This is a genomic window from Fusobacterium sp. SYSU M8D902, assembly GCF_040199715.1.
Lineage (GTDB): Bacteria > Fusobacteriota > Fusobacteriia > Fusobacteriales > Fusobacteriaceae > Fusobacterium_A.
This window is the reverse complement of the sequence record NZ_JBEFNA010000002.1, coordinates 196,612-215,498: the sequence shown is the minus strand read 5'-3', so window position 1 is coordinate 215,498 and position 18,887 is coordinate 196,612. Positions and strand designations below refer to the sequence as shown.

The following is an 18,887-nucleotide window of genomic DNA, read 5'->3' as shown; positions in this document are numbered from 1 at the left end:
TACTGTTTTAGTACAAATTTCAAAAGTGTTTTGTTTTTGTAAAATAAAACTAGGGCCATTGCAAATTCTATTGCAACAGCCCTAGTCAAAAAGCCATTATCTAAATATTAAAAGTAATGATACATTTATAAAGCTTAAAATTATTGAAAGAGAAACTACATTTATAGCTAAATCCATATCTCCGTCAGTTATAAAAACATAGGTTAATATATTGTTTCCAATAGGAGAAAGAGCCCCTAATAAAATAATAGTTCTTCCCATCTCATCTAGAGGAAGCAACCTTCCTATAAGTGTTCCAACAACTAGAATTCCACCAATTTTTAATCCTATTATAATTAAACTTAATTTCAATCTAGTAAATTTTGGTGTAAAATATGCTCCAAGAGCTATCATTATTAAAACACCAGTGATATTTGCAATTTGTTGAAGAGTTATTTTAATTCCAAGTGGAATTTTAAATCCAGTGATATTAATAATAACTCCTATGGCTAAAGCTATTATTAAAGGAGATTTAAGAATTTTGAGAATTTTCTCTTTAATATCGTCGTTTTTTGTAGTAATAAATATGGAATATACTACTGTTGTAACCATTATTAAATTTCCAGCATCAAAAAGAGAAAGGAGATAAACGTTTTTTTCACCGAAGAACATTATAAAAAAGGGGAGAATAAAAGTCATATTCATTATAAGTGTTCCACCTCTAAATATTTTTCGTTCATTTTCACTTAGATTTATAAGTTTTGAAATAAAAAAACCTAAAAAAATCATAATACAATGAATAAAAATAGCTGAAATTGGATAGTATATTAAAGTTTTAGAAATTTTCATTGAACTTACAGATAGAATAATTACTGCAGGATTTGTTAAATAGAAAATTAACTTTAATAAGATAGAAGCCTCTTCTTTTGATAAGATTTTTAATATTTTTAATATATAACCAATAATAAAAAATAATATTATAGGTAATAATTTTTCAAAGATTATATCTAACACACTCTCTCCTAAAATTTAAAATAAGTTTTATTTTTCAAAATAGTTTGGGCATTTTTCAATAAATATTCCCAACATCTCTTTAAAATTAAATAAGTGTTCTGTAACCATATCATCAATAGATTCAAAACTGTTTTTTTCTAGAATATCTATTATTTTTTCATGTTGAACTAGTATGTCTCTAAGATTCTTTTTTTCAATAACGTCGAAAAGTCGTAATCTATCATAATGAGTACTTAGTTTTTTAATTGCTTTCCAAATATTCAATTTATTACAAAATTCATATATAATTTCATGGAATTTGTTATCTAATCTAAAAAACTCATATATATCTTCTTCAAATTCTACAATTATTTTTTGATATTCTAAATTTTTTCTTAATTCTTTAATTAAAGAATCATTATTTTTTCTAGAGCATACCATTTTAAGCATCTCTTTATCGCAAATTTCTCTTAAAAATACAGCTTCTTCTATAAGCTTTAAATTCATTTTTGAGACTAGCGATCCTTTTTGAGGAAAAACATTAATCAATTTTTCTTCTTTTAATTTTACAATTGCTTCTCTTACAGGAGTTCTACTAACATTTAAAGCTTGACTGATCTCTATTTCACTGAGAGCTTCTCCAGGCTTTAAAGATAGATTCATAATACTATCTTTCAAAATTCGATAAGTATACTGTTTGCTACTTTCTCCTTTAATTTTCTCTGTTATTTTAAAATCCATTCCTCATCCTCTTTCACCAATGATTTTCTCCTTATTCTACATCAAACTTTAGAAAAAAGCAATATTTATTGAGTTGCAGAATATATAAATATTTATTTTATGATTATTTTTTGAAAAGAAAATCTCTTCCTTTATGTAAAGAAGAGATTTTTCTATCAGTTTATTAGATTAATATAGAGAATTCTCTTTTATAAAATTAGCTACCTTTTCAGGAACTAGTTTAGAAATATCCTCATTGTTATGTATTTTTTTTCTAATCATAGTAGATGATATATCATAGAGAGGAGTATCGAGATAGATAAGATTTTTATGACTTATATCACTAGAGTATCCCTCTCTTCTAAATACCACTACTTTACTGAGTTCTAAAATTTTCTCATACTCTTTCCAAGTTGAGAAATAGTTAGCAGAATCCTCGCCAATAATCTCAAAAAACTCATTTTCTTCACCATATAGAGAGATAATTTTATAAAGTGTATCAATGGTATATGAAACTTTATGCTCATTTATCTCAATATCAGATACTGATATATTTTTTGCATTTTCAAAGGCTAATTCACACATTTTCATTCTAAGTTTTCCTTCAACTACTATATCATCTCTATGTGATGCTGTTCCAACAGGAATTATAATTATTTTATCAAGTTTAAGTTTATCTAATACAAATTTAACAATCTCTATATGAGCATTGTGAATTGGATTAAAGCTACCACCATAGATTCCTATTTTCATTTTAACTCCGCAATAGCTTCTAAAAGCTCTTGATAATTATTAGTGCAGATGACATTTTCTCTCAACTTCTCATTTCTAAATGTTCTCATCAGCTCAGAAACCAAAGAGAGATACTCTCTATTTTGTCCTTTTGGAGATCCGACTAGAATTATTAGTTTAACCTTTTCTCCATCTAATGAGTTAAAATCTACACCATTTTTAAGTAGTCCAATAGCTACAATTAATTTTTTTATCTTTTCACTTCTTGCGTGAGGGATTGCAATTCCCTGCCCAATACCAGTACTTCCTAACTCTTCCCTAGCCAATATATTTTCATAAAAATTATTCTCATCATTGAGAGCATCACTATTTTTTTTAATAAGCTCAACTAACATTTTTAAAGCCTCTTCTTTAGTAGGATTCCCTTCAATATAAGTTATTAGTTTACTGTTTAAATATTGTAACATACTCTCCTCCTACAAAAAATAGTTTAAAAGCTTTCTTTCTCTCTCATTTAATGGAGTAAATGAAACTGTATTCTCAATTTCAAATTTTAATTTATTTAGAGATCTGTTGTAATTATCCACTTCTATCTCCTCTAAAAGAGCTAGAGAAGATAGTATTCCTAAACCTTCAAGTGAGTTAAGAAGCTCTTTTTTATCTCTAAGCATTGTTTTAAGATCTGAAATTTCAATACTAATATCTAGACTCTTTTCATAGTTAGAAGTATTATCTCTATACTTACTAAAATAAGAGATAAATAGTGAGAATATATTCTCATCAAATTCAAGCATAGATCTTTTTAGAGCAAGAACCATTAAAGGTTTTAAGTTACTGCTCTCTCCTATTAGAGAGAAGTTAGCAAGAAGCTTAAAAAACGCCTCTCTATCTCTTAAAAAAAGTTCTTTTCCATATTTTTTAGCAAAGTCATAGCTTCCATTAAACAGTGTTTTTATTAAGTTTAATCTCACTTTTTCAATATCTAAACTAGAAAATCTTTCAATTTTATCGTAATTTTGTCTCTCTTTTATATCACTTGAATCAATAATCTCAGCAATTAGCTCAGCTTCGTCTAAAAAAGTAGATACAGGAAGGGCTAAACTACCTCTTTTTCTCTTTAGATTTCCTAAAGTATCAACAGTAATATATGCTCTTTTATCTAAAAATTGAGCAGATTCACTTAAAAGTTGAATCTTTCCATACTCTTTTAAAAGTGCTACAAGCTCTTGCTCATTCTTCTCTTTAATTATATTAAGCATATCAAATTGCATTTTCTTTATTTCCTCCAATTCCTTTTAAACTATTATCCTCCAACAGTTTAAATTCTATTTTAAGTACAAAAAAGTTTTCCATAGGCATATCAGTAGGTAACTTAACAAGATCTTTTTCTGTCATAATTATAAAAGATGCTTTCATACTGTCAGCACGTCTTTGTATAAGTTCAATATCCTTCTTTTTAAAATTGTGATGATCCATAAAATCCACTCTCTCTATGTAAGAAGGTTCAAGAGAGATCACAGTTTTTTCAAAATTTAAAGGATTTGCTAGACCAGAAAATAGTAAAACTCTTTTTCCCTTTACCCAAAACAAAGGCTTTTGATTTCCTTTTAGATCACAAAGAGATGTAACTCCATGTTTAGCAGTGGAAACTTCTTTACCTAACTTTTTCTTTAAATATTTTTTTATTCTTTCAACTTCTCTTTCACTAACTAAATCAGATTTTGTAATTATAAATTCAGAAGCTCTCTGTGCTCCCTTTTTAAAATCCTCTCTTAACATACCTTTAGGAAGAAGTTCCCCCCAACCAAAAGGATTTGTAGCATCAATAAGGACAATATCTCTATCACGATAGAGTTTTCTATGTTGAAATCCATCATCTAGTACAATGGTATCAACATCAAAATGTTTTTTAGCAAACATACAAGCCTTATATCTATTTGAGCTAACAATTATGGGAACTTTGAGGTTTAAAGCGTGGATAAATGGCTCATCTCCACTCTCTCTAGGGGTTGCAAATATTTGAAAACCATCACTGACCAGAAGTGGTTCTCTCTTTCTTTTACCTCTATATCCTCTAGAAACCACAGCTACTTTTCTTCCCATTTTTTGTAGTCTTTTAACAAAGTATTGTACAGCAGGGGTTTTACCAGTACCCCCTACCGTTATATTTCCTATACAGATAACTTCTACTCCGTCAACTCTTTTTATGGGAAGTATCTCTTTATCAAAGAGAAAATTCCTAAAAGAGGTGATGAGATAATATATATATGATAATATCCTCATTATTACTCCTCGAATAAAAATGTTTTACTCTATATTGTACCCCTAGTAAAAGTAAAAAGTCAAGGTATTTCTAAAACCTTACAGGTACTATTTTAGAAACTCCTATTTCTTTGTTCATAGTTACACCAAAAATACTCTCTGATTCTCTCATTGTATCTTTATTATGAGTAATTAAGATGAATTGAGATCTATCTGTAAATTCCTTTAGTTTTCCAATAAGTTTTCTAGTATTCTTTTCATCAAGAGCAGCTTCGATCTCGTCAAGGAACGTAAATGGACTTGGTTTGAACATAAAGATTCCCATAATAAAAGCAATAGCTACCATTGATTTCTCTCCACCAGACAGTAAAGATAGAGATTGTCTTTTTTTATTTCTAAATTTAATATATATCTCAATACCACACTCATCAAAGTTATCAGGATTATTTAAGATTAACTTTCCTTCAGCATTGTTAATAGTTTCCATACACATCTTGTTAAAATTTTCATCAATAGATTTATATGCTGTAAAGAATCTATCGTGAATAGTTGTATCTATCTCTTTAACCAAATTTAGTAATACAGTTTTACCGTTGACTAAATCCTCTCTTTGTGTAGTCAAGAATGTATATTTTTCATTTAACTCTTTAAACTCCTCAATTGCTAGTAGATTTACAGCTTGGAAGTTTCTTAGTTGATTATCTAGAGTTTTAAATCTCTCCTTTTCTGATTTTAAATTAGTTATATCAATTTCTAAACCTTTTATATCTTCAAGAGACTCAAGGTTTTCACCTAATTTTTCAATATCTAGTTTCAATCTATTAATAGATTCATTTAATTTGTTCAAACTATCTTTTTTATGTAGAAGATAGCTATCCAATTCTTTTCTTGTTTTTAGTAGAGTATGTTCCTCCTCTAGTAGTTTTTCATTAGTCTGTTTTTTCAGAGTGATCTCACTATTTTCACTCTCATATCTTAAAACTCTCTCATTTATTTCAGAAGTCAAACTCTCCTCTTGTTTTTCAAGAGTTGAAATTTCAACTCTTAATTGAGAGATCTTATTTTTTAAATTTTCTATCTCAGAAGAGAGTAGGAAAAACTCTCTTTTCTCCTTCTCCTTCTCCTTTTCAATTTGATTAACTCTATCTTGAGAGTTTAGGAAGATGATCTTTTTATCAGCAAATTCCTCTCTTTTGTTATTTATAATAACATTGATCTCTTGAGCTTTAACAATATCTTCCTCTTCCTCTTTTTTGAGATTTTCAATGATAGTGGCAATTCTCTCTTTTTCGCTATTAGAGTTTATAATCTTCTTTTCAAACTCCTCGTTATATCTTATCTCATCTTCAAGTTCTAATTTTATTGTTCTAATCTCTTTACTGATTCTTTCAACTTTTGAATTACAATCTTCAAAATACTCTTGTGCAATTCTGCACTGCTTTCTTAAATCCTCTTGAGTAGAGTCTAATTTATCTATCTCATTCTCATAATTTTCAAGATCCTTACTTATCTTGTTCTGTTTCTCTATTCCTTGAGTAATAGAAGTCTGTAGTTTTTCAACCTGCTCCTTAAGTTGTTTGATCTCTTTTTTTCTCTCGAATAGGAGACTAGCAGTGGAGTTACCAGAATCCCCACCTGTAATTCTACCCCTAGAACTTAATAGCTCTCCAGCAAGAGTTACAACATTTCCACCAAACATAGAGTTTTTTATGATTTTTAAAGCAGTATCCATATTTTCAACTATTAAAAGATTTCCTAAAATAAAATCAGCAACAATTTTAAATCTTGCTTCTGTATTTACTAAATTTGAAGCTAATCCAATCACTCCAGGAAGATTTATATTTGGTTCTTTTTTAGGTGTTACTTTAATTGTATCTAAGGCTAGAAAAGAGGCTCTTCCAGACTTTTTTTCCTTTAAGATGTTGATAGCTTTTTTAGCTACGTCACTTGTGGTAACAATTATATCCTGTATGTTTCCAGGTACACCAGCTTCAATGGCTTTCATATATTTCTCAGGAACGTTAACAAGTGAGATGAAAACTCCTTCCACTCCAGGAATTTTACTGTTTAAAACCTCTTTAACTCCTTTGAAGAATCCCTCGTTGTTCTCTTCCATTCTAAGTAGAGCTTGGAGCTTAGCTGAAAATCTCTTTTCATCATATTCAGAGGTTCTAATAATCTCTGAAAGTCTATTCATCTCTTGGCTACATTTACTGATCTCGCTCTCTAAAAAGACACCTCTCTCCTTAGTTTTTTCAAGAGTTAATACTTTTTCCTCTTTAGATTTTTTAGATAGAGCAAGTTCTTTTTCAGCTATCTCCATTTTTTTATTACTATCATCTAACTCCTTTTGCAATGAGCCAATCTTATTGCTACTTCCTTTAGCTCTTCTGCTAGAATTTTCAATATCATTTAGGAGTTTCATTTTTTCTAATTCTAGCTCCATACTTCTCTTTTTCTTAAGTTCTCTAGCTATATTGAAGTTTTCTCTCTCTTTTTCTAAATTTTTTATCTCATTTTCAAAAACTTGATTCTCTTCAAAGAGAGTTTTAACTCTATTTTCTATCTCCAACGCTTCTTTATCTAAGTTATTAAGAACAATTTGTTTTTCTTCTAGTCTAGTGTGATTTTGCTTAGAGCTTTCCTCTTTTTCAACAATCTCTCTTTTAAAACTAGCACATCTCTCAACAACCCTTACTTTCTCTCTCTCTTTCTCATCAATCTCTTTTTTTAACTCTTGATTTTTATCTCCATTCTCTTCAATATATTTTTTCAAAGTGGCTTTTTCTTCATCAATAGCTTCTAATCTTTTCTCTATCTCTTGAAATTCAACTTGTAGATTTGAATTCTCTTCAGATAATTTCTCGTAATTTGAAAGATCTCTAGAAAGATCGGAGTTTTTAGCTTCATATTCACAACTGTATATTCCTTTAGCAAGGGAGTCTCTGTTTTCTTTTAGATTAAGGTATTCTTGAGCTTTACCAGCTTGTTTTTCAACTCTCTCTTTATTCTCTCCCACTTCTTTTAGAACTAAATCAATCTTTTCTAACTCTGAATCAACATTTTCTAGATTTTTAACAGCTTCATTTTTTTGACTTTGGAATTTTTTGATTCCAGCAGCCTCTTCAATTATACTTTTTATCTCTTTTGAAGATGAGCCTATTATTCTTTCGACCTTCCCTTGTCCAATTACAGAGTAAGCACTTTTACCAACTCCGGTATCTAAAAATAGATTTCCAATATCTTTTAATCTAGTTTTTGTATCATTTATAAAGTACTCATTTTCACCTGTTGAATGTAGTTTTCTAGTGATTTTAATCTCGTCATTTTCCACAGGTAAAAAACGATCGTTATTGTCAATATAAAGAGAAACTTCTGCAAAATTCATAGGTTTTTTATCTTTTCCACCAGAAAATATAACATCTGCACTCTCTTTCGCTCTTATATTTTTATATGATTGTTCTCCCAATACCCAAAGTACTGCATCAAGTATATTTGATTTACCACTTCCGTTAGGACCAACAATTGAGGTAAGCCCTCTATTAAATTCTATATAAACCTTTTCTCCAAAGGATTTAAAACCAAAAATTTCTACTGCTTTTAAAAACATTTATGCCCCCTGTAATATAGTAATTTATTCTTGAAATTCATCTATTGCTTTCCAAGTAATTACCTTTACATCTGAGTAATCTTTTGGAGCGTTAGAGCAACATGAACCACAACTTTTTTTATCTTTAGAGCAACCACCACAACCAGATGAAGTAGAACACTCCTCATTCTCTCTCTTTTGAAACTCTTCATATGTTTCTAAGTATCCTTCTTTTGTAAGTCTTTCAAAGGATTGAGATAACTCTTCATAGCTGATTCCTAAGTTTTTAACTATTGCTAATTCACTATAGACACCAGCAGATAAGAGAAATTTTATAACTTTAATATCTATATCATTTAAATTTTTACTCATATAATCTCCTTACAATAAAATCTTCTGTTAAAAAATTATACCATATTTTTAACCTATCTACTATGTAAATATTTTAGAAATATTAAAGGAGAAGAGTGCTTGTAATCCACTCTTCTCCTCAGTAAGATACAACTATTTTTTTCTGTATAGCCCTATTCCATCTCCAAAAGGAAGAAGTACAAACTCCCCTCCCTCTCTCTCATAGAGATAGTCAATAAATTCATTCAATCTTCTAACTATTGTCTTGAATCTTTTTGGAAACTCTTTGTACAGATAACCTCTAAACATAATATTGTCGATAAATATGATTCCATTTTCATTAAGAAGTTTATAAGAATCTTCAAAAAATTCCATATAGTGTCCTTTTGAGGCATCTATAAAAACAAAGTCAAACTTATCATTAATTTTTTTAATCTCCTCTACAGCATCTCCCTTAATAGAGATTATATTATCTAAATTAGATTTTTTAAAATTTTCTTGAGCTAGATTGAATCTTTCCTCATCAATCTCAATGGTATATAGCTTTCCACCATTTTTCTGAATCTCTCTAGCCATAAGGATTCCAGAGTAACCAATAGCAGTCCCCACCTCTAAAACATTTTTAAATTGGTGACTTTTAACTATAAATTTTAAGTATTCAGCTACCTCTTTTGTCACAATAGGAACATTAAACTCTTCAGCATATTTTTCCATCTCAAGAATAAGTGTGTCCTTCTCTTTAATCTTATCAATTATATATCTATTTGCTTCTTTTAACTCTTCTAACATTCTTTTCCTCTCTTTTTTAATTTTACGATATAGAATCCATCTAGGATCTCCTCTTTATAATCTACAGTGAATCCACCTACCTCATCAAAAGTTCCATTTACATTTTCAGGAATATAGAGATCAGTTGTAGTAAATTCAGGGTATTTTTCTAAAAATTTTTTAATATTTTTACCATTTTCTTCAGTTAAAATAGTACAAGTACTATATACTAACTCACCACTCTCTTTTAAAATTTGAGAGGCTGATTCTAAGATTTCAAACTGTAACTTAGCAAGTTCTTCTACGTTTTCAGAGTCTTTATTATATATAGCTTCAGGTTTTTTTCTAAGTACACCATATCCACTACAAGGTGCATCTACTAAAATTTTATCAAACTTTTTTCCCTGTTGATTAAGTTTTCTAGCGTCCATCTTTACAGGTTGAACTATGGTAATACCACACTTTTTACAGTTTTCCTCTATAAGTTTTAATTTATGTGGATAGATATCTAGAGCTAAAAGCTCTCCTTCATTTTTCATAAGTTCCCCTAAAACTGCTGTTTTTCCACCAGGTGCACTACAAGTATCTAGGACTGACTCCCCGCTTTTAGGAGCTAAGTTTCTAGCTGAAAGATATGAAGAGCCATCTTGAACAATTATCTTTCCAGATTTAAACTCGTCACTGTATAGTAATATTCCAGAGTCAACATAGTAAACAGTATCGACTTTTTTGATAATATCAATCTTCTTCTCTTGTAATAATTTTTCAAACTCATCAGTTGTATATTTTAAAGTGTTAACTCTAAAGCTGATATAGGGTATTTTTTTTAGAGATTTTAGAAATAACTCTCCCTCTTCAACACCATATTCACCAATAAGTTTTTCATAAAACCACTGTGGATATGATAGATAGATATGAGCTTTTCCACTCTCTTTTAAATCTTTTACATCATCTTTCCACTCTCTTTGATAACTTCTTAAAACTCCATTTACAAATTTTCCTACAGGGACACCAAACTTTTTCTTAGATAGTTCTGTGGCTTCCCAAATGACACCCTTATCATCACTATTCATAAAACTCATCTGATACATAGAGATTCTTAACATATTTTTTAACCAATCTTTTTTTACAGATGTAGTCCTCTTTTCAATCTCATAATCAAGGAAAATTTTATTTCTAATCACTCCGTAAAAAAGTTCAGTGATAAATCCTCTCTCTTTTTTTGATAGAGCATTATCTTTAAAATACTCATTGAGAGCTATATTGGAATATTTTCCATTTTCAACCTCTTTAATTAAGCTGATAACTCTAGCTTTTATATTCATTATTAGCCTCCTAATTTTTTCATTCACTTATATTATACAATATTTAAGGATTAATTTGTAGTAATATAGAATTTTTATTTGCCTTTTTTAAATTAAAATGGTAATCTATAATAAGAGAGATTTTTATATATGGAGGTTTTATACATGGAGGTTCCGTTGGAAGATATTTTTCATTTATTAGAGACGAATCAACTAAACAAAGTTAGAGAGGTATTAGCTGATATGCAACCAGTTGATATAGCTGAATACTTCGAGGATATGAGTAGAGAACAGGGGTTGAAACTTTTTAGAATTTTACCTAAGAGTTTATCTTCTGATATCTTTAGCTATCTTTCTTCTGATAAACAGCAGGAGATCATTGAAAATATAACTGATGAAGAGGTACGTAATATCATAAATGATATGTTTATTGATGACACTGTGGATTTTATTGAGGAGATGCCAGCTAATGTAGTAGACAAGATTTTACAAAATACTACATCTGATATGAGAAATCTTATAAATCAGTTTTTAAGATATCCAGAAAATAGTGCTGGTAGTGTTATGACAGTTGAGTATGTTTCACTAAAAAATGATATGAATATTGGACAAGCATTACACTCTATCAAAAGATTTGGAATTGATAATGAGACAATTGATATCTGTTATATAATAGATAATCAGAGAAAACTTGTGGGGTATATATCATTAAAGAAATTGATTTTCTTAGATGATGATATACCACTTATAGAGGCAATGGAGACAAATGTAATAAGTTGTCGTACAACTGATGATCAGGAAAATATTGCTTCAGACTTTAGAAAGTACGACTTGACATCTATGCCAGTTGTGGATAATGAAGATAGACTAGTTGGAATTATCACGATAGATGACGTAGTTGACGTTATTGATCAGGAGTACACAGAGGATTTACAAAAGATGGCAGCAATGGCTCCATCAGATGAAGAGTATTTGAAAGAGTCAGTTTTTTCTTTGGTAAAACAGAGAATAGGGTGGCTTTTAATTTTAATGATACTTGCAACTTTTACAGGGATAATAATTAGGACATATGAGGGAGTTTTACAATCAGCTATGGTATTGATCTCATTCATACCTATGCTAATGTCAACAGGTGGAAATGCAGGAGCTCAGGCTTCTACTCTTATTACAAGAGGTATCGCCTTAGAAGAGATTGAACTATCAGATATTAAAGAGATATTCTGGAAGGAGTTAAGAGTAAGTATAGTTATTGGTTTAGTTTTATCAGTAGTAAACTTTTTAATAATCTATTACTTAAGTGACATAGACTATACAGTATCTTTTGCAATATCTTTAAGTTTATTTATTACAATAATAATAGCTAAAGGAGTGGGAAGTACTCTTCCAATAGTGGCAAAAGGATTTAAATTAGATCCAGCAATTATGGCTAGTCCTTTAATTACAACTATAATTGATGCCTGTGCCTTGATAGTATTTTTCTTGGTATCAACTCACTATTTACATTTAGCTTAATATAACAGAGAGGTGACAAACCTCTCTTATTTTTTGGTTAATAAAATAAATAAAAAAAGTCTGTAAATTTTTTAATAAAATGTTAAATATTTCTGAAGAATAGGGTATAATATAAACATAGTAATAAAAGAGTATTGAGGAGGCAACTTATGAATTATTTAGATTATTATAAAATGTGGTTAAACTCTGATGTTATAACTAAAGAAGACAGAGAGGAGCTTTTAAATATAAAAGATGATGAAAAAGAGATAGAAAACAGATTTTATACTGATTTAAGCTTTGGAACTGCTGGAATGAGAGGTATAAGAGGAGTTGGAAGAAATAGAATCAATAATTACAATATAAGAAAGGCAACTCAAGGATTAGCTGATTATATCTTAAAATCTACTGGAGAGTTGGGAGCTAAAAAAGGGGTAGCAATAGCTTATGATTGTAGAATAGGATCTACTGAATATGCTTTGAATACAGCTCTTGTTTTGGCAGGAAATGGAATAAAAGCTTATCTATTTGAATCTTTAAGATCTACTCCAGAGCTTTCTTTTGCAACTAGAGAGTTAAAAGCTCAAGCTGGAGTGATGGTAACAGCATCACACAATCCACAGGAGTACAATGGATACAAAGTATATTGGGAAGATGGAGCTCAGATAGTAGAGCCACAAGCAAGTGGAGTGGTAAATGCTGTAAACTCTGTTGATCTATTCAAAGATATAAAGATTATAAGTGAAGAGGAAGCTATAGCTCAAGGATTACTAGAATATATAGGGAAAAAAGTAGATGATAGATTTATAGAGGAAGTTGAAAAACAGGCTATAAATAGAGATTTACCAAATAAAAAAGAGTTTAAAATAGTGTACTCACCATTGCATGGAACAGGAAGAGTAGCAGTACAGAGAGTATTGAAAGAGATGGGGTATGAATCTGTATACACAGTTCCAGAACAAGAGATGCCAGATGGAATGTTCCCAACTTGTTCATATGCTAATCCAGAGGATAAAGCTGTTTTTAAATTGAGTACAGAGTTAGCAGATAGAGTGGGAGCAACTCTATGTTTAGCTAATGACCCAGATGCAGATAGAACAGGAATAGCGATAAAAGATGACAATAATGAGTGGTACTACCCTAATGGAAATCAATTGGGAATCTTATTGATGAACTATCTTTTAGAGATGAAAAAAGATATTCCAGCTAATGGAGCTGTAATCTCAACTATTGTTTCAACACCAATGTTAGATGTCATAGCAAAAGATAAGGGAGTACAACTATTTAGAACATTGACAGGATTTAAATATATAGGAGAAAAGATTAGACAGTTTGAAAATAAAGAGTTAGATGGAACATTCCTATTTGGATTTGAAGAGTCGATAGGTTACTTAGTTGGAACTCATGTAAGAGATAAAGATGCAGTTGTAGCTTCTCTTATGATAGCTGAAATGGCTACTTACTATGACAGTATAGGATCAACTCTATATAGAGAGTTAAATAAATTATATGAGAAATATGGTTGGTATAAAGAGGAAACTGTTTCTGTAACAAAAACAGGAAAATCAGGACTAGAGGCAATTGGAAAAATAATGGAGAATATGAGAAATAAAGCTCATACAGTAATATGTGGTAAGAAAGTATCTATAATTAAAGATTATAAATTACAAGTGGAAAAGGATTGTTTAACAGGTCAAGAGAAGAGAATTGAATTACCAAAATCTGATGTTATTCAAATTATCTTAGAAGATAAGACATATATTACAGTTAGACCTTCTGGAACAGAGCCAAAAATAAAATACTACTTGTGTGTTGTAGATTCAGACAATAAAAAAGCTGATGAAAAACTTCAATATGTAAAAGAGGAGTTTATAAAATATATAGATACATTATAGTTAGGAGGAGATAATGTTAGATGGAGTTTACATCCATATTCCTTTCTGTATGAATAAATGTAACTACTGTGATTTCCTATCTTTCAAATCAAATGAAGATGATAGGAAAAAATATGTGGATTATATTTTAAAAGAGATAGACTTATATCCTGAATATGAGTATGACACAGTCTACTTGGGAGGGGGGACTCCCTCTCTTTTAGATTGTGAAGATGTGGAGAGGATAATAAAAAGATTAAAGATAAAAGATGGAGCAGAGGTAACTTTGGAGGTAAATCCTAAGACTGTAGATTTAGAAAAGTTAAGAGGATTTAAAAAGGCTGGAATAAATAGAGTGAGTATTGGAATTCAAACTTTTGATGATGAGATGTTAAAAGTATTAGGAAGAATGCATAGCTCTAAAGAGGGAATAGAGACTTATTTACAAGCTAGGGAAGCTGGCTTTGAGAATATAAGTTTAGATCTTATGTTTTCACTTCCAAACCAAAGTTTACAAGCAGTGAAATCTGATCTGCATAGATTGTTAGAATTAAGACCTGACCATTTTTCAATTTACTCATTGATTTGGGAAGAGGGGACACCGTTTTTTAAGAAATTAGAAGAGGGAGTGTACAGTGAAACTGAGAATGAATTGGAAGCTCAAATGTTTGAATATATAATAGATAAATCTCAAGAGATGGGATATATTCACTATGAGATCTCCAATTTTTGTTTACCTAATAGAGAGGCTCGACACAACTCTAAATACTGGGAAAATAGAGAGTATTTGGGGATAGGATTGGGAGCTTCAGGATATATAGATAAAAAGAGATACAAAAATCAGGTGCAAATTTCTAAATATTATGATACTATAGATAAAAGAGAAATACCAATATTGGAAAGTGAATTTGTAGATTTAGACTCAAAGGAGCAATATAAATATATGTTGGGATTCAGACTTCTAAAAAAGGGAGTAGTTCCAAGTGAGAAATATTTAAAAAAATGTCTAGAATTGGAAGAAAAAGGTTTTTTATATAGAGTAGGGGAGCATTTTCTTCTCACAAGAAAGGGAATAATGCTTGCTAATGATGTTCTAGATGAGTTTATTTAAATGGAGTTGAAAGATGAGTAGTATAGAAAAGAATATTGAAGATATTCAAGAGGATATAAAAAATTATTCAATATATCCTGAAAAAGTAAAATTTATTGCAGTTACTAAGTATGTACAATCAGATGTTATGGATGAAATATTAAACTGTAATGTAAGAGTGTTTGGTGAAAATAAAGCACAGGTTATCAAAGAGAAGTATGAAAAATACAACTCAGAAAATAAAGATGATATTGAGTGGCACTTTATAGGTAATCTTCAAAAAAATAAGGTTAAGTATATAGCCTCATTTATTAAGTTGATACACTCTGTAAATAAACTTTCTCTAGCTCAGGAGATTGATAAGAGAGCTCTTCAAAATAACAGAAAGATAGATGTTCTGTTGGAGATAAATATAGCTGGAGAAGAGAGTAAAGAGGGGTATGATTTGGAGGATCTATATGGTGAGTTGCCAGAACTTATGGCACTAAATAACATAAATATCATAGGTCTTATGACAATGGCTCCATTTACAGATGATAAAGAGTTGGTGACAAGAGTATTTAGAAGGCTTAGAGAGATAAAGGATGAGCTGAATGAAAGATACTTTAAGGGTCAACTTACAGAGTTATCTATGGGTATGACAAATGATTATAAATTAGCCCTAAAAGAGGGTGCTACTCTCATAAGAGTAGGTAGAAAAATATATGAGAAATAGGAGGAGAGTAGAGATGAGCAAGAAAAAGCTTTTTGATAATGTTAAGGAGTTTTTTGGATTTCCAGATGGAGTCGAAGAGGATGAAGAGTTAAGATTCGAAGATAGTGGAATAACAGAAGTTGAGATAAATAAGGGAAGTACAGTTCAAAATGAAGTTGAATCTACTCCAGCTCCACATATTCCTCATACAGGGTTTAAGCAGAAACAGACTTCAAGTTTAGAAAATGAGATCAGTAGTGGAAGCAATTGCCAAACAATATTTTTAGATCCAAAAGCATTTTCTGATTGTAGAAAAATAGTAGATTATATAAGAGCAGATAAGATGGTAACATTAAATCTAGAGTATTTAGATGAGGATACAGCAATTAGACTTATGAATTTCTTGTCAGGAGCTATGACTGTAAAGGAATCTAACTATCTAGTAATTAGCAAAAAAGTTTATACAATAGTTCCTAAGAGTATGAAGGTTTATTATGAGGATAAAAAGACTATGAACCCAAGAATATTCAAGGATTTTGGAAAAGAAGAGAGGTAGAAGTGGAAAAAAGAAGGAGAGCATTGGCACTATTTTCAGGAGGATTGGATAGTGCTTTAGCAATAAAAGTTGTAAAAGATCAAGGGATTGATGTTATTGCATTAAATTTTGTATCGCATTTTTTTGGTGGGAAAAATGAAAAAGCTGAGAAAATGGCAGAACAATTAGGGATAAAGGTGGAGTATGTACATTTTGAAAAAAGACATACTGAAGTGGTGAAAAATCCTGTCTATGGAAGAGGGAAAAATATGAATCCTTGTATAGATTGCCACTCTCTTATGTTTAAAGTAGCAGGAGAGCTTTTAGAAAAGTATGATGCGGATTTTGTAATATCTGGAGAGGTATTAGGTCAAAGACCTATGTCACAAAACTCTGCTGCTTTAGAAAAAGTAAAAAAATTATCAGGTATGGATGAGTTAATAGTTAGACCATTATCAGCAAAACTATTACCACCTAGTAAACCAGAATTAGAGGGATGGATAGATAGAGAAAAGCTTCTAGATATTCAAGGAAGAAGTAGACAGATTCAGATGGAGTTAATGGAAAAATATGGATTAAAAGAGTATCCTAGTCCAGGTGGAGGTTGCCTATTGACAGATCCAGCTTTTTCTGATAGACTATCTGTATTAGAAAAAGATGGGTATTTAGAAGAGGATTACTCATTCCTTTTCCACTTGATCAAGAAGAGTAGATTTTATAGATTAGATAAAGGTAAGTATTTGTTTGTAGGTAGAGATCAAGAGGGAAATGAGAGAATAGCAGGATATAAAGAGTTAGGAAGTTTTTACCTATGTGGACATAGAGTTCCAGGACCTCATATGTTAGGGTTTGGAGAGTTTACACAGGAAGAGCTAGAGTTGGTAAAAGAGTTATTTTCAAGATACTCTAAATGTAAGGGTAAAGAGGAGATCGAAGTTAGAATAGATGGAGAGATCTCTAAGGTGCCAGTAGTAGATGTAGAAAAAGTAGAACAGTTTATGAAAAAATATCAAATAGTAGGATAGTAGGATTGTAGTTAAATATGTTAAATTAGAGCGACTGAATTAGTTTAATTTAGGTGTTTATTTTTGTATAACATTCCTTAAATTATCTAAGCCAGTCGTTTTTTTTATAAAATTTAAAAATATTAAGGAGGAGAGTAGGATGAATACTTTTGAAAATTTAGTTAATTCAATTAACACGGTGATGTGGAACTATAATCTAATAGTTGTATTGTTAGTGGTTAGTGGAATAATTTTTACAGTGAAAACAAGAGGGGTACAATTTAGATTGTTAGCACATATGTGTCAACTTTTAATGGAAAAAACAAAGGTGGGAAAAAATGAAGTTTCATCATTTCAGGCATTTTGTATAAGTACTGCTTCTAGAGTGGGAGTAGGAAACTTAGTGGGTGTTGTGGCTGCTGTTTCAGTAGGAGGACCAGGGGCTGTATTTTGGATGTGGGTTGTAGCATTACTAAATGCTTCAACAGCTTTTATAGAATCTACAATAGCTATATTACATAGAGAGAAGGATCCTAAAGGTGGTTATAGAGGTGGAGCTCCATACTTTATTCAAAAAGGGTTAAATATAAAGTGGTTAGGGGTATTATTTGTAATCTTTGCTATTATATGTTGGGGGGGAGTTTTCCAAGTTATCTCTAACTCAGTTACAGAGTCATTTAATACAGCTTTTGGATTTGAAACTAATAACACAGCTTTGGTTTTAGTAGTTCTATCAGCAGGAGTATTATTTGGAAATAGAAATAAGATAGTAAAAGTATTAGATAAATTAGTTCCATTTATGGCAGTGTTATACTTAGGGATTGTAACTTATATCATCATAAAAAATCTAGGTTTAATGGCAGATACAATGAGTGATATATTTAAACACGCCTTTGGAATAAAACAGTTCTTAGGTGGAAGTTTAGGAAGTGTTGTTATGGAAGGAGTAAAAAGAGGGTTGTTCTCTAATGAGGCTGGATCTGGATCAGCTCCTTGTGCAGCAGCAGCAGCAGAGGTTGAACACCCAGCAAAGCAGGGATTGATACAAGCTTTGGGAGTTTTGGTAGATACAGTTTTAATCTGTAGTGCTACAGCTTTTGTTATACTTTTATCAAAAGGACATATAGCTGAAGGAAGTGGTGGAATGACTCTACTTCAAGAAGCTTTTAGATACCAAGTTGGAGAGTGGGGAGTAATATTTACAGCAGTAATTCTATTTCTTTTCTCGTTTAGTACAATTTTAGGAATTAGTTTCTATGCTAAACCAAATTTATACTTTTTATGTGAGAAGGAGTGGCCACAGGAGCTATTTAAAGTTTTTACTTTGATAATGTTATACTGGGGTGGAATTAGACAAAACTACCTAGTGTGGAATTTAGCTGACTTAGGATTGGGACTTATGACAATTGTAAATATGATTGGAGTTTTTCCATTGACATCAAAAGCTATTGAAAGCTTAAAAGAGTATGAAGCTAGATTTTTTGATAAATAACCTTAAATA

At 30.5% G+C, this 18,887-nt stretch carries 17 protein-coding genes; 7 read left to right on the top strand and 10 right to left on the bottom strand.

All coding sequences use genetic code 11. The features are described from left to right. Positions 1 to 96: 96 nt before the first annotated feature. The 10 genes from ABNK64_RS02340 to rsmB form a co-directional block, all read right to left on the bottom strand. A complete protein-coding gene (locus ABNK64_RS02340) occupies positions 97 to 993 on the bottom strand; it encodes an AEC family transporter (RefSeq protein ID WP_300341090.1) in 897 nt (298 codons plus the stop codon). Between the two features lie 27 nt (positions 994 to 1,020). After that, positions 1,021 to 1,713: a GntR family transcriptional regulator gene (locus tag ABNK64_RS02335; RefSeq protein ID WP_300341087.1), complete on the bottom strand. Its 693-nt coding sequence runs from the start codon at positions 1,711 to 1,713 to the stop codon at positions 1,021 to 1,023. A 168-nt stretch (positions 1,714 to 1,881) separates the two neighbouring features. After that, positions 1,882 to 2,445, bottom strand: a complete 564-nt coding sequence (nadD, locus tag ABNK64_RS02330) for a nicotinate (nicotinamide) nucleotide adenylyltransferase (RefSeq protein ID WP_349763344.1) — start codon at positions 2,443 to 2,445, stop codon at positions 1,882 to 1,884. Then, positions 2,442 to 2,891, bottom strand: a complete 450-nt coding sequence (locus ABNK64_RS02325) for a PTS sugar transporter subunit IIA (protein ID WP_291256043.1) — start codon at positions 2,889 to 2,891, stop codon at positions 2,442 to 2,444. The genes nadD and ABNK64_RS02325 overlap by 4 nt, the downstream gene beginning before the upstream one ends. 9 nt (positions 2,892 to 2,900) lie before the next feature. Further along, positions 2,901 to 3,695 carry a hypothetical protein gene (locus ABNK64_RS02320; RefSeq protein WP_349763343.1) on the bottom strand — a complete coding sequence of 265 codons (795 nt, stop codon included), beginning with the start codon at positions 3,693 to 3,695 and terminating at the stop codon, positions 2,901 to 2,903. Beyond that, entirely contained in the window at positions 3,685 to 4,707 is a 1,023-nt protein-coding gene (gene lpxK / locus ABNK64_RS02315; protein WP_291256045.1) for a tetraacyldisaccharide 4'-kinase, read from the bottom strand. Before lpxK ends, ABNK64_RS02320 begins: the two co-directional genes overlap by 11 nt. A 70-nt stretch (positions 4,708 to 4,777) precedes the next feature. Then, positions 4,778 to 8,296, bottom strand: coding sequence for a chromosome segregation protein SMC (gene smc / locus ABNK64_RS02310; RefSeq protein ID WP_349763342.1), 3,519 nt, complete (start codon positions 8,294 to 8,296; stop codon positions 4,778 to 4,780). A gap of 24 nt (positions 8,297 to 8,320) precedes the next feature. After that, positions 8,321 to 8,647, bottom strand: coding sequence for a hypothetical protein (locus ABNK64_RS02305; protein ID WP_291256047.1), 327 nt, complete (start codon positions 8,645 to 8,647; stop codon positions 8,321 to 8,323). A gap of 132 nt (positions 8,648 to 8,779) precedes the next feature. After that, on the bottom strand, positions 8,780 to 9,415 hold the full coding sequence (locus tag ABNK64_RS02300) for an O-methyltransferase (protein ID WP_291256048.1): 636 nt from the start codon (positions 9,413 to 9,415) through the stop codon (positions 8,780 to 8,782). Next, positions 9,409 to 10,719, bottom strand: coding sequence for a 16S rRNA (cytosine(967)-C(5))-methyltransferase RsmB (gene rsmB, locus ABNK64_RS02295; protein WP_349763341.1), 1,311 nt, complete (start codon positions 10,717 to 10,719; stop codon positions 9,409 to 9,411). Before rsmB ends, ABNK64_RS02300 begins: the two co-directional genes overlap by 7 nt. Before the next feature lie 156 nt (positions 10,720 to 10,875). On the opposite strand from rsmB, the gene mgtE reads away from it, so the two are divergent. The 7 genes from mgtE (at position 10,876) to ABNK64_RS02260 (ending at position 18,878) form a co-directional block, all read left to right on the top strand. Further along, on the top strand, positions 10,876 to 12,210 hold the full coding sequence (gene mgtE, locus ABNK64_RS02290; RefSeq protein ID WP_349763365.1) for a magnesium transporter: 1,335 nt from the start codon (positions 10,876 to 10,878) through the stop codon (positions 12,208 to 12,210). A 149-nt stretch (positions 12,211 to 12,359) separates the two neighbouring features. Continuing rightward, positions 12,360 to 14,084, top strand: coding sequence for a phospho-sugar mutase (locus ABNK64_RS02285; RefSeq protein ID WP_291256049.1), 1,725 nt, complete (start codon positions 12,360 to 12,362; stop codon positions 14,082 to 14,084). 13 nt (positions 14,085 to 14,097) lie between these two features. After that, positions 14,098 to 15,174, top strand: coding sequence for a radical SAM family heme chaperone HemW (hemW, locus tag ABNK64_RS02280; protein WP_291256050.1), 1,077 nt, complete (start codon positions 14,098 to 14,100; stop codon positions 15,172 to 15,174). Positions 15,175 to 15,187: 13 nt separating this feature from the next. Next, the gene (locus tag ABNK64_RS02275; RefSeq protein WP_349763340.1) at positions 15,188 to 15,868 is read left to right on the top strand and encodes a YggS family pyridoxal phosphate-dependent enzyme; all 681 of its coding nucleotides are present in this window, start codon (positions 15,188 to 15,190) and stop codon (positions 15,866 to 15,868) included. A gap of 13 nt (positions 15,869 to 15,881) precedes the next feature. Then, the gene (gene sepF, locus ABNK64_RS02270; protein WP_349763339.1) at positions 15,882 to 16,403 is read left to right on the top strand and encodes a cell division protein SepF; all 522 of its coding nucleotides are present in this window, start codon (positions 15,882 to 15,884) and stop codon (positions 16,401 to 16,403) included. A 2-nt stretch (positions 16,404 to 16,405) separates the two neighbouring features. Further along, the gene (locus ABNK64_RS02265; protein WP_291256053.1) at positions 16,406 to 17,407 is read left to right on the top strand and encodes a 7-cyano-7-deazaguanine synthase; all 1,002 of its coding nucleotides are present in this window, start codon (positions 16,406 to 16,408) and stop codon (positions 17,405 to 17,407) included. 139 nt (positions 17,408 to 17,546) lie between these two features. Further along, entirely contained in the window at positions 17,547 to 18,878 is a 1,332-nt protein-coding gene (locus ABNK64_RS02260; protein WP_349763338.1) for an alanine/glycine:cation symporter family protein, read from the top strand. Positions 18,879 to 18,887 lie beyond the last annotated feature (9 nt).

What these genes read in the sequence shown, in the direction of transcription:
- ABNK64_RS02335 (WP_300341087.1), bottom strand. Translation starts at nt 1,713, where the DNA reads ATGGATTTTAAAATAACAGAGAAAATTAAAGGAGAAAGTAGCAAACAG.
- nadD (WP_349763344.1), bottom strand. Translation starts at nt 2,445, where the DNA reads ATGAAAATAGGAATCTATGGTGGTAGCTTTAATCCAATTCACAATGCT.
- ABNK64_RS02325 (WP_291256043.1), bottom strand. Translation starts at nt 2,891, where the DNA reads ATGTTACAATATTTAAACAGTAAACTAATAACTTATATTGAAGGGAAT.
- ABNK64_RS02320 (WP_349763343.1), bottom strand. Translation starts at nt 3,695, where the DNA reads ATGCAATTTGATATGCTTAATATAATTAAAGAGAAGAATGAGCAAGAG.
- lpxK (WP_291256045.1), bottom strand. Translation starts at nt 4,707, where the DNA reads ATGAGGATATTATCATATATATATTATCTCATCACCTCTTTTAGGAAT.
- smc (WP_349763342.1), bottom strand. Translation starts at nt 8,296, where the DNA reads ATGTTTTTAAAAGCAGTAGAAATTTTTGGTTTTAAATCCTTTGGAGAA.
- ABNK64_RS02305 (WP_291256047.1), bottom strand. Translation starts at nt 8,647, where the DNA reads ATGAGTAAAAATTTAAATGATATAGATATTAAAGTTATAAAATTTCTC.
- ABNK64_RS02300 (WP_291256048.1), bottom strand. Translation starts at nt 9,415, where the DNA reads ATGTTAGAAGAGTTAAAAGAAGCAAATAGATATATAATTGATAAGATT.
- rsmB (WP_349763341.1), bottom strand. Translation starts at nt 10,719, where the DNA reads ATGAATATAAAAGCTAGAGTTATCAGCTTAATTAAAGAGGTTGAAAAT.
- ABNK64_RS02285 (WP_291256049.1), top strand. Translation starts at nt 12,360, where the DNA reads ATGAATTATTTAGATTATTATAAAATGTGGTTAAACTCTGATGTTATA.
- hemW (WP_291256050.1), top strand. Translation starts at nt 14,098, where the DNA reads ATGTTAGATGGAGTTTACATCCATATTCCTTTCTGTATGAATAAATGT.
- ABNK64_RS02275 (WP_349763340.1), top strand. Translation starts at nt 15,188, where the DNA reads ATGAGTAGTATAGAAAAGAATATTGAAGATATTCAAGAGGATATAAAA.
- sepF (WP_349763339.1), top strand. Translation starts at nt 15,882, where the DNA reads ATGAGCAAGAAAAAGCTTTTTGATAATGTTAAGGAGTTTTTTGGATTT.
- ABNK64_RS02260 (WP_349763338.1), top strand. Translation starts at nt 17,547, where the DNA reads ATGAATACTTTTGAAAATTTAGTTAATTCAATTAACACGGTGATGTGG.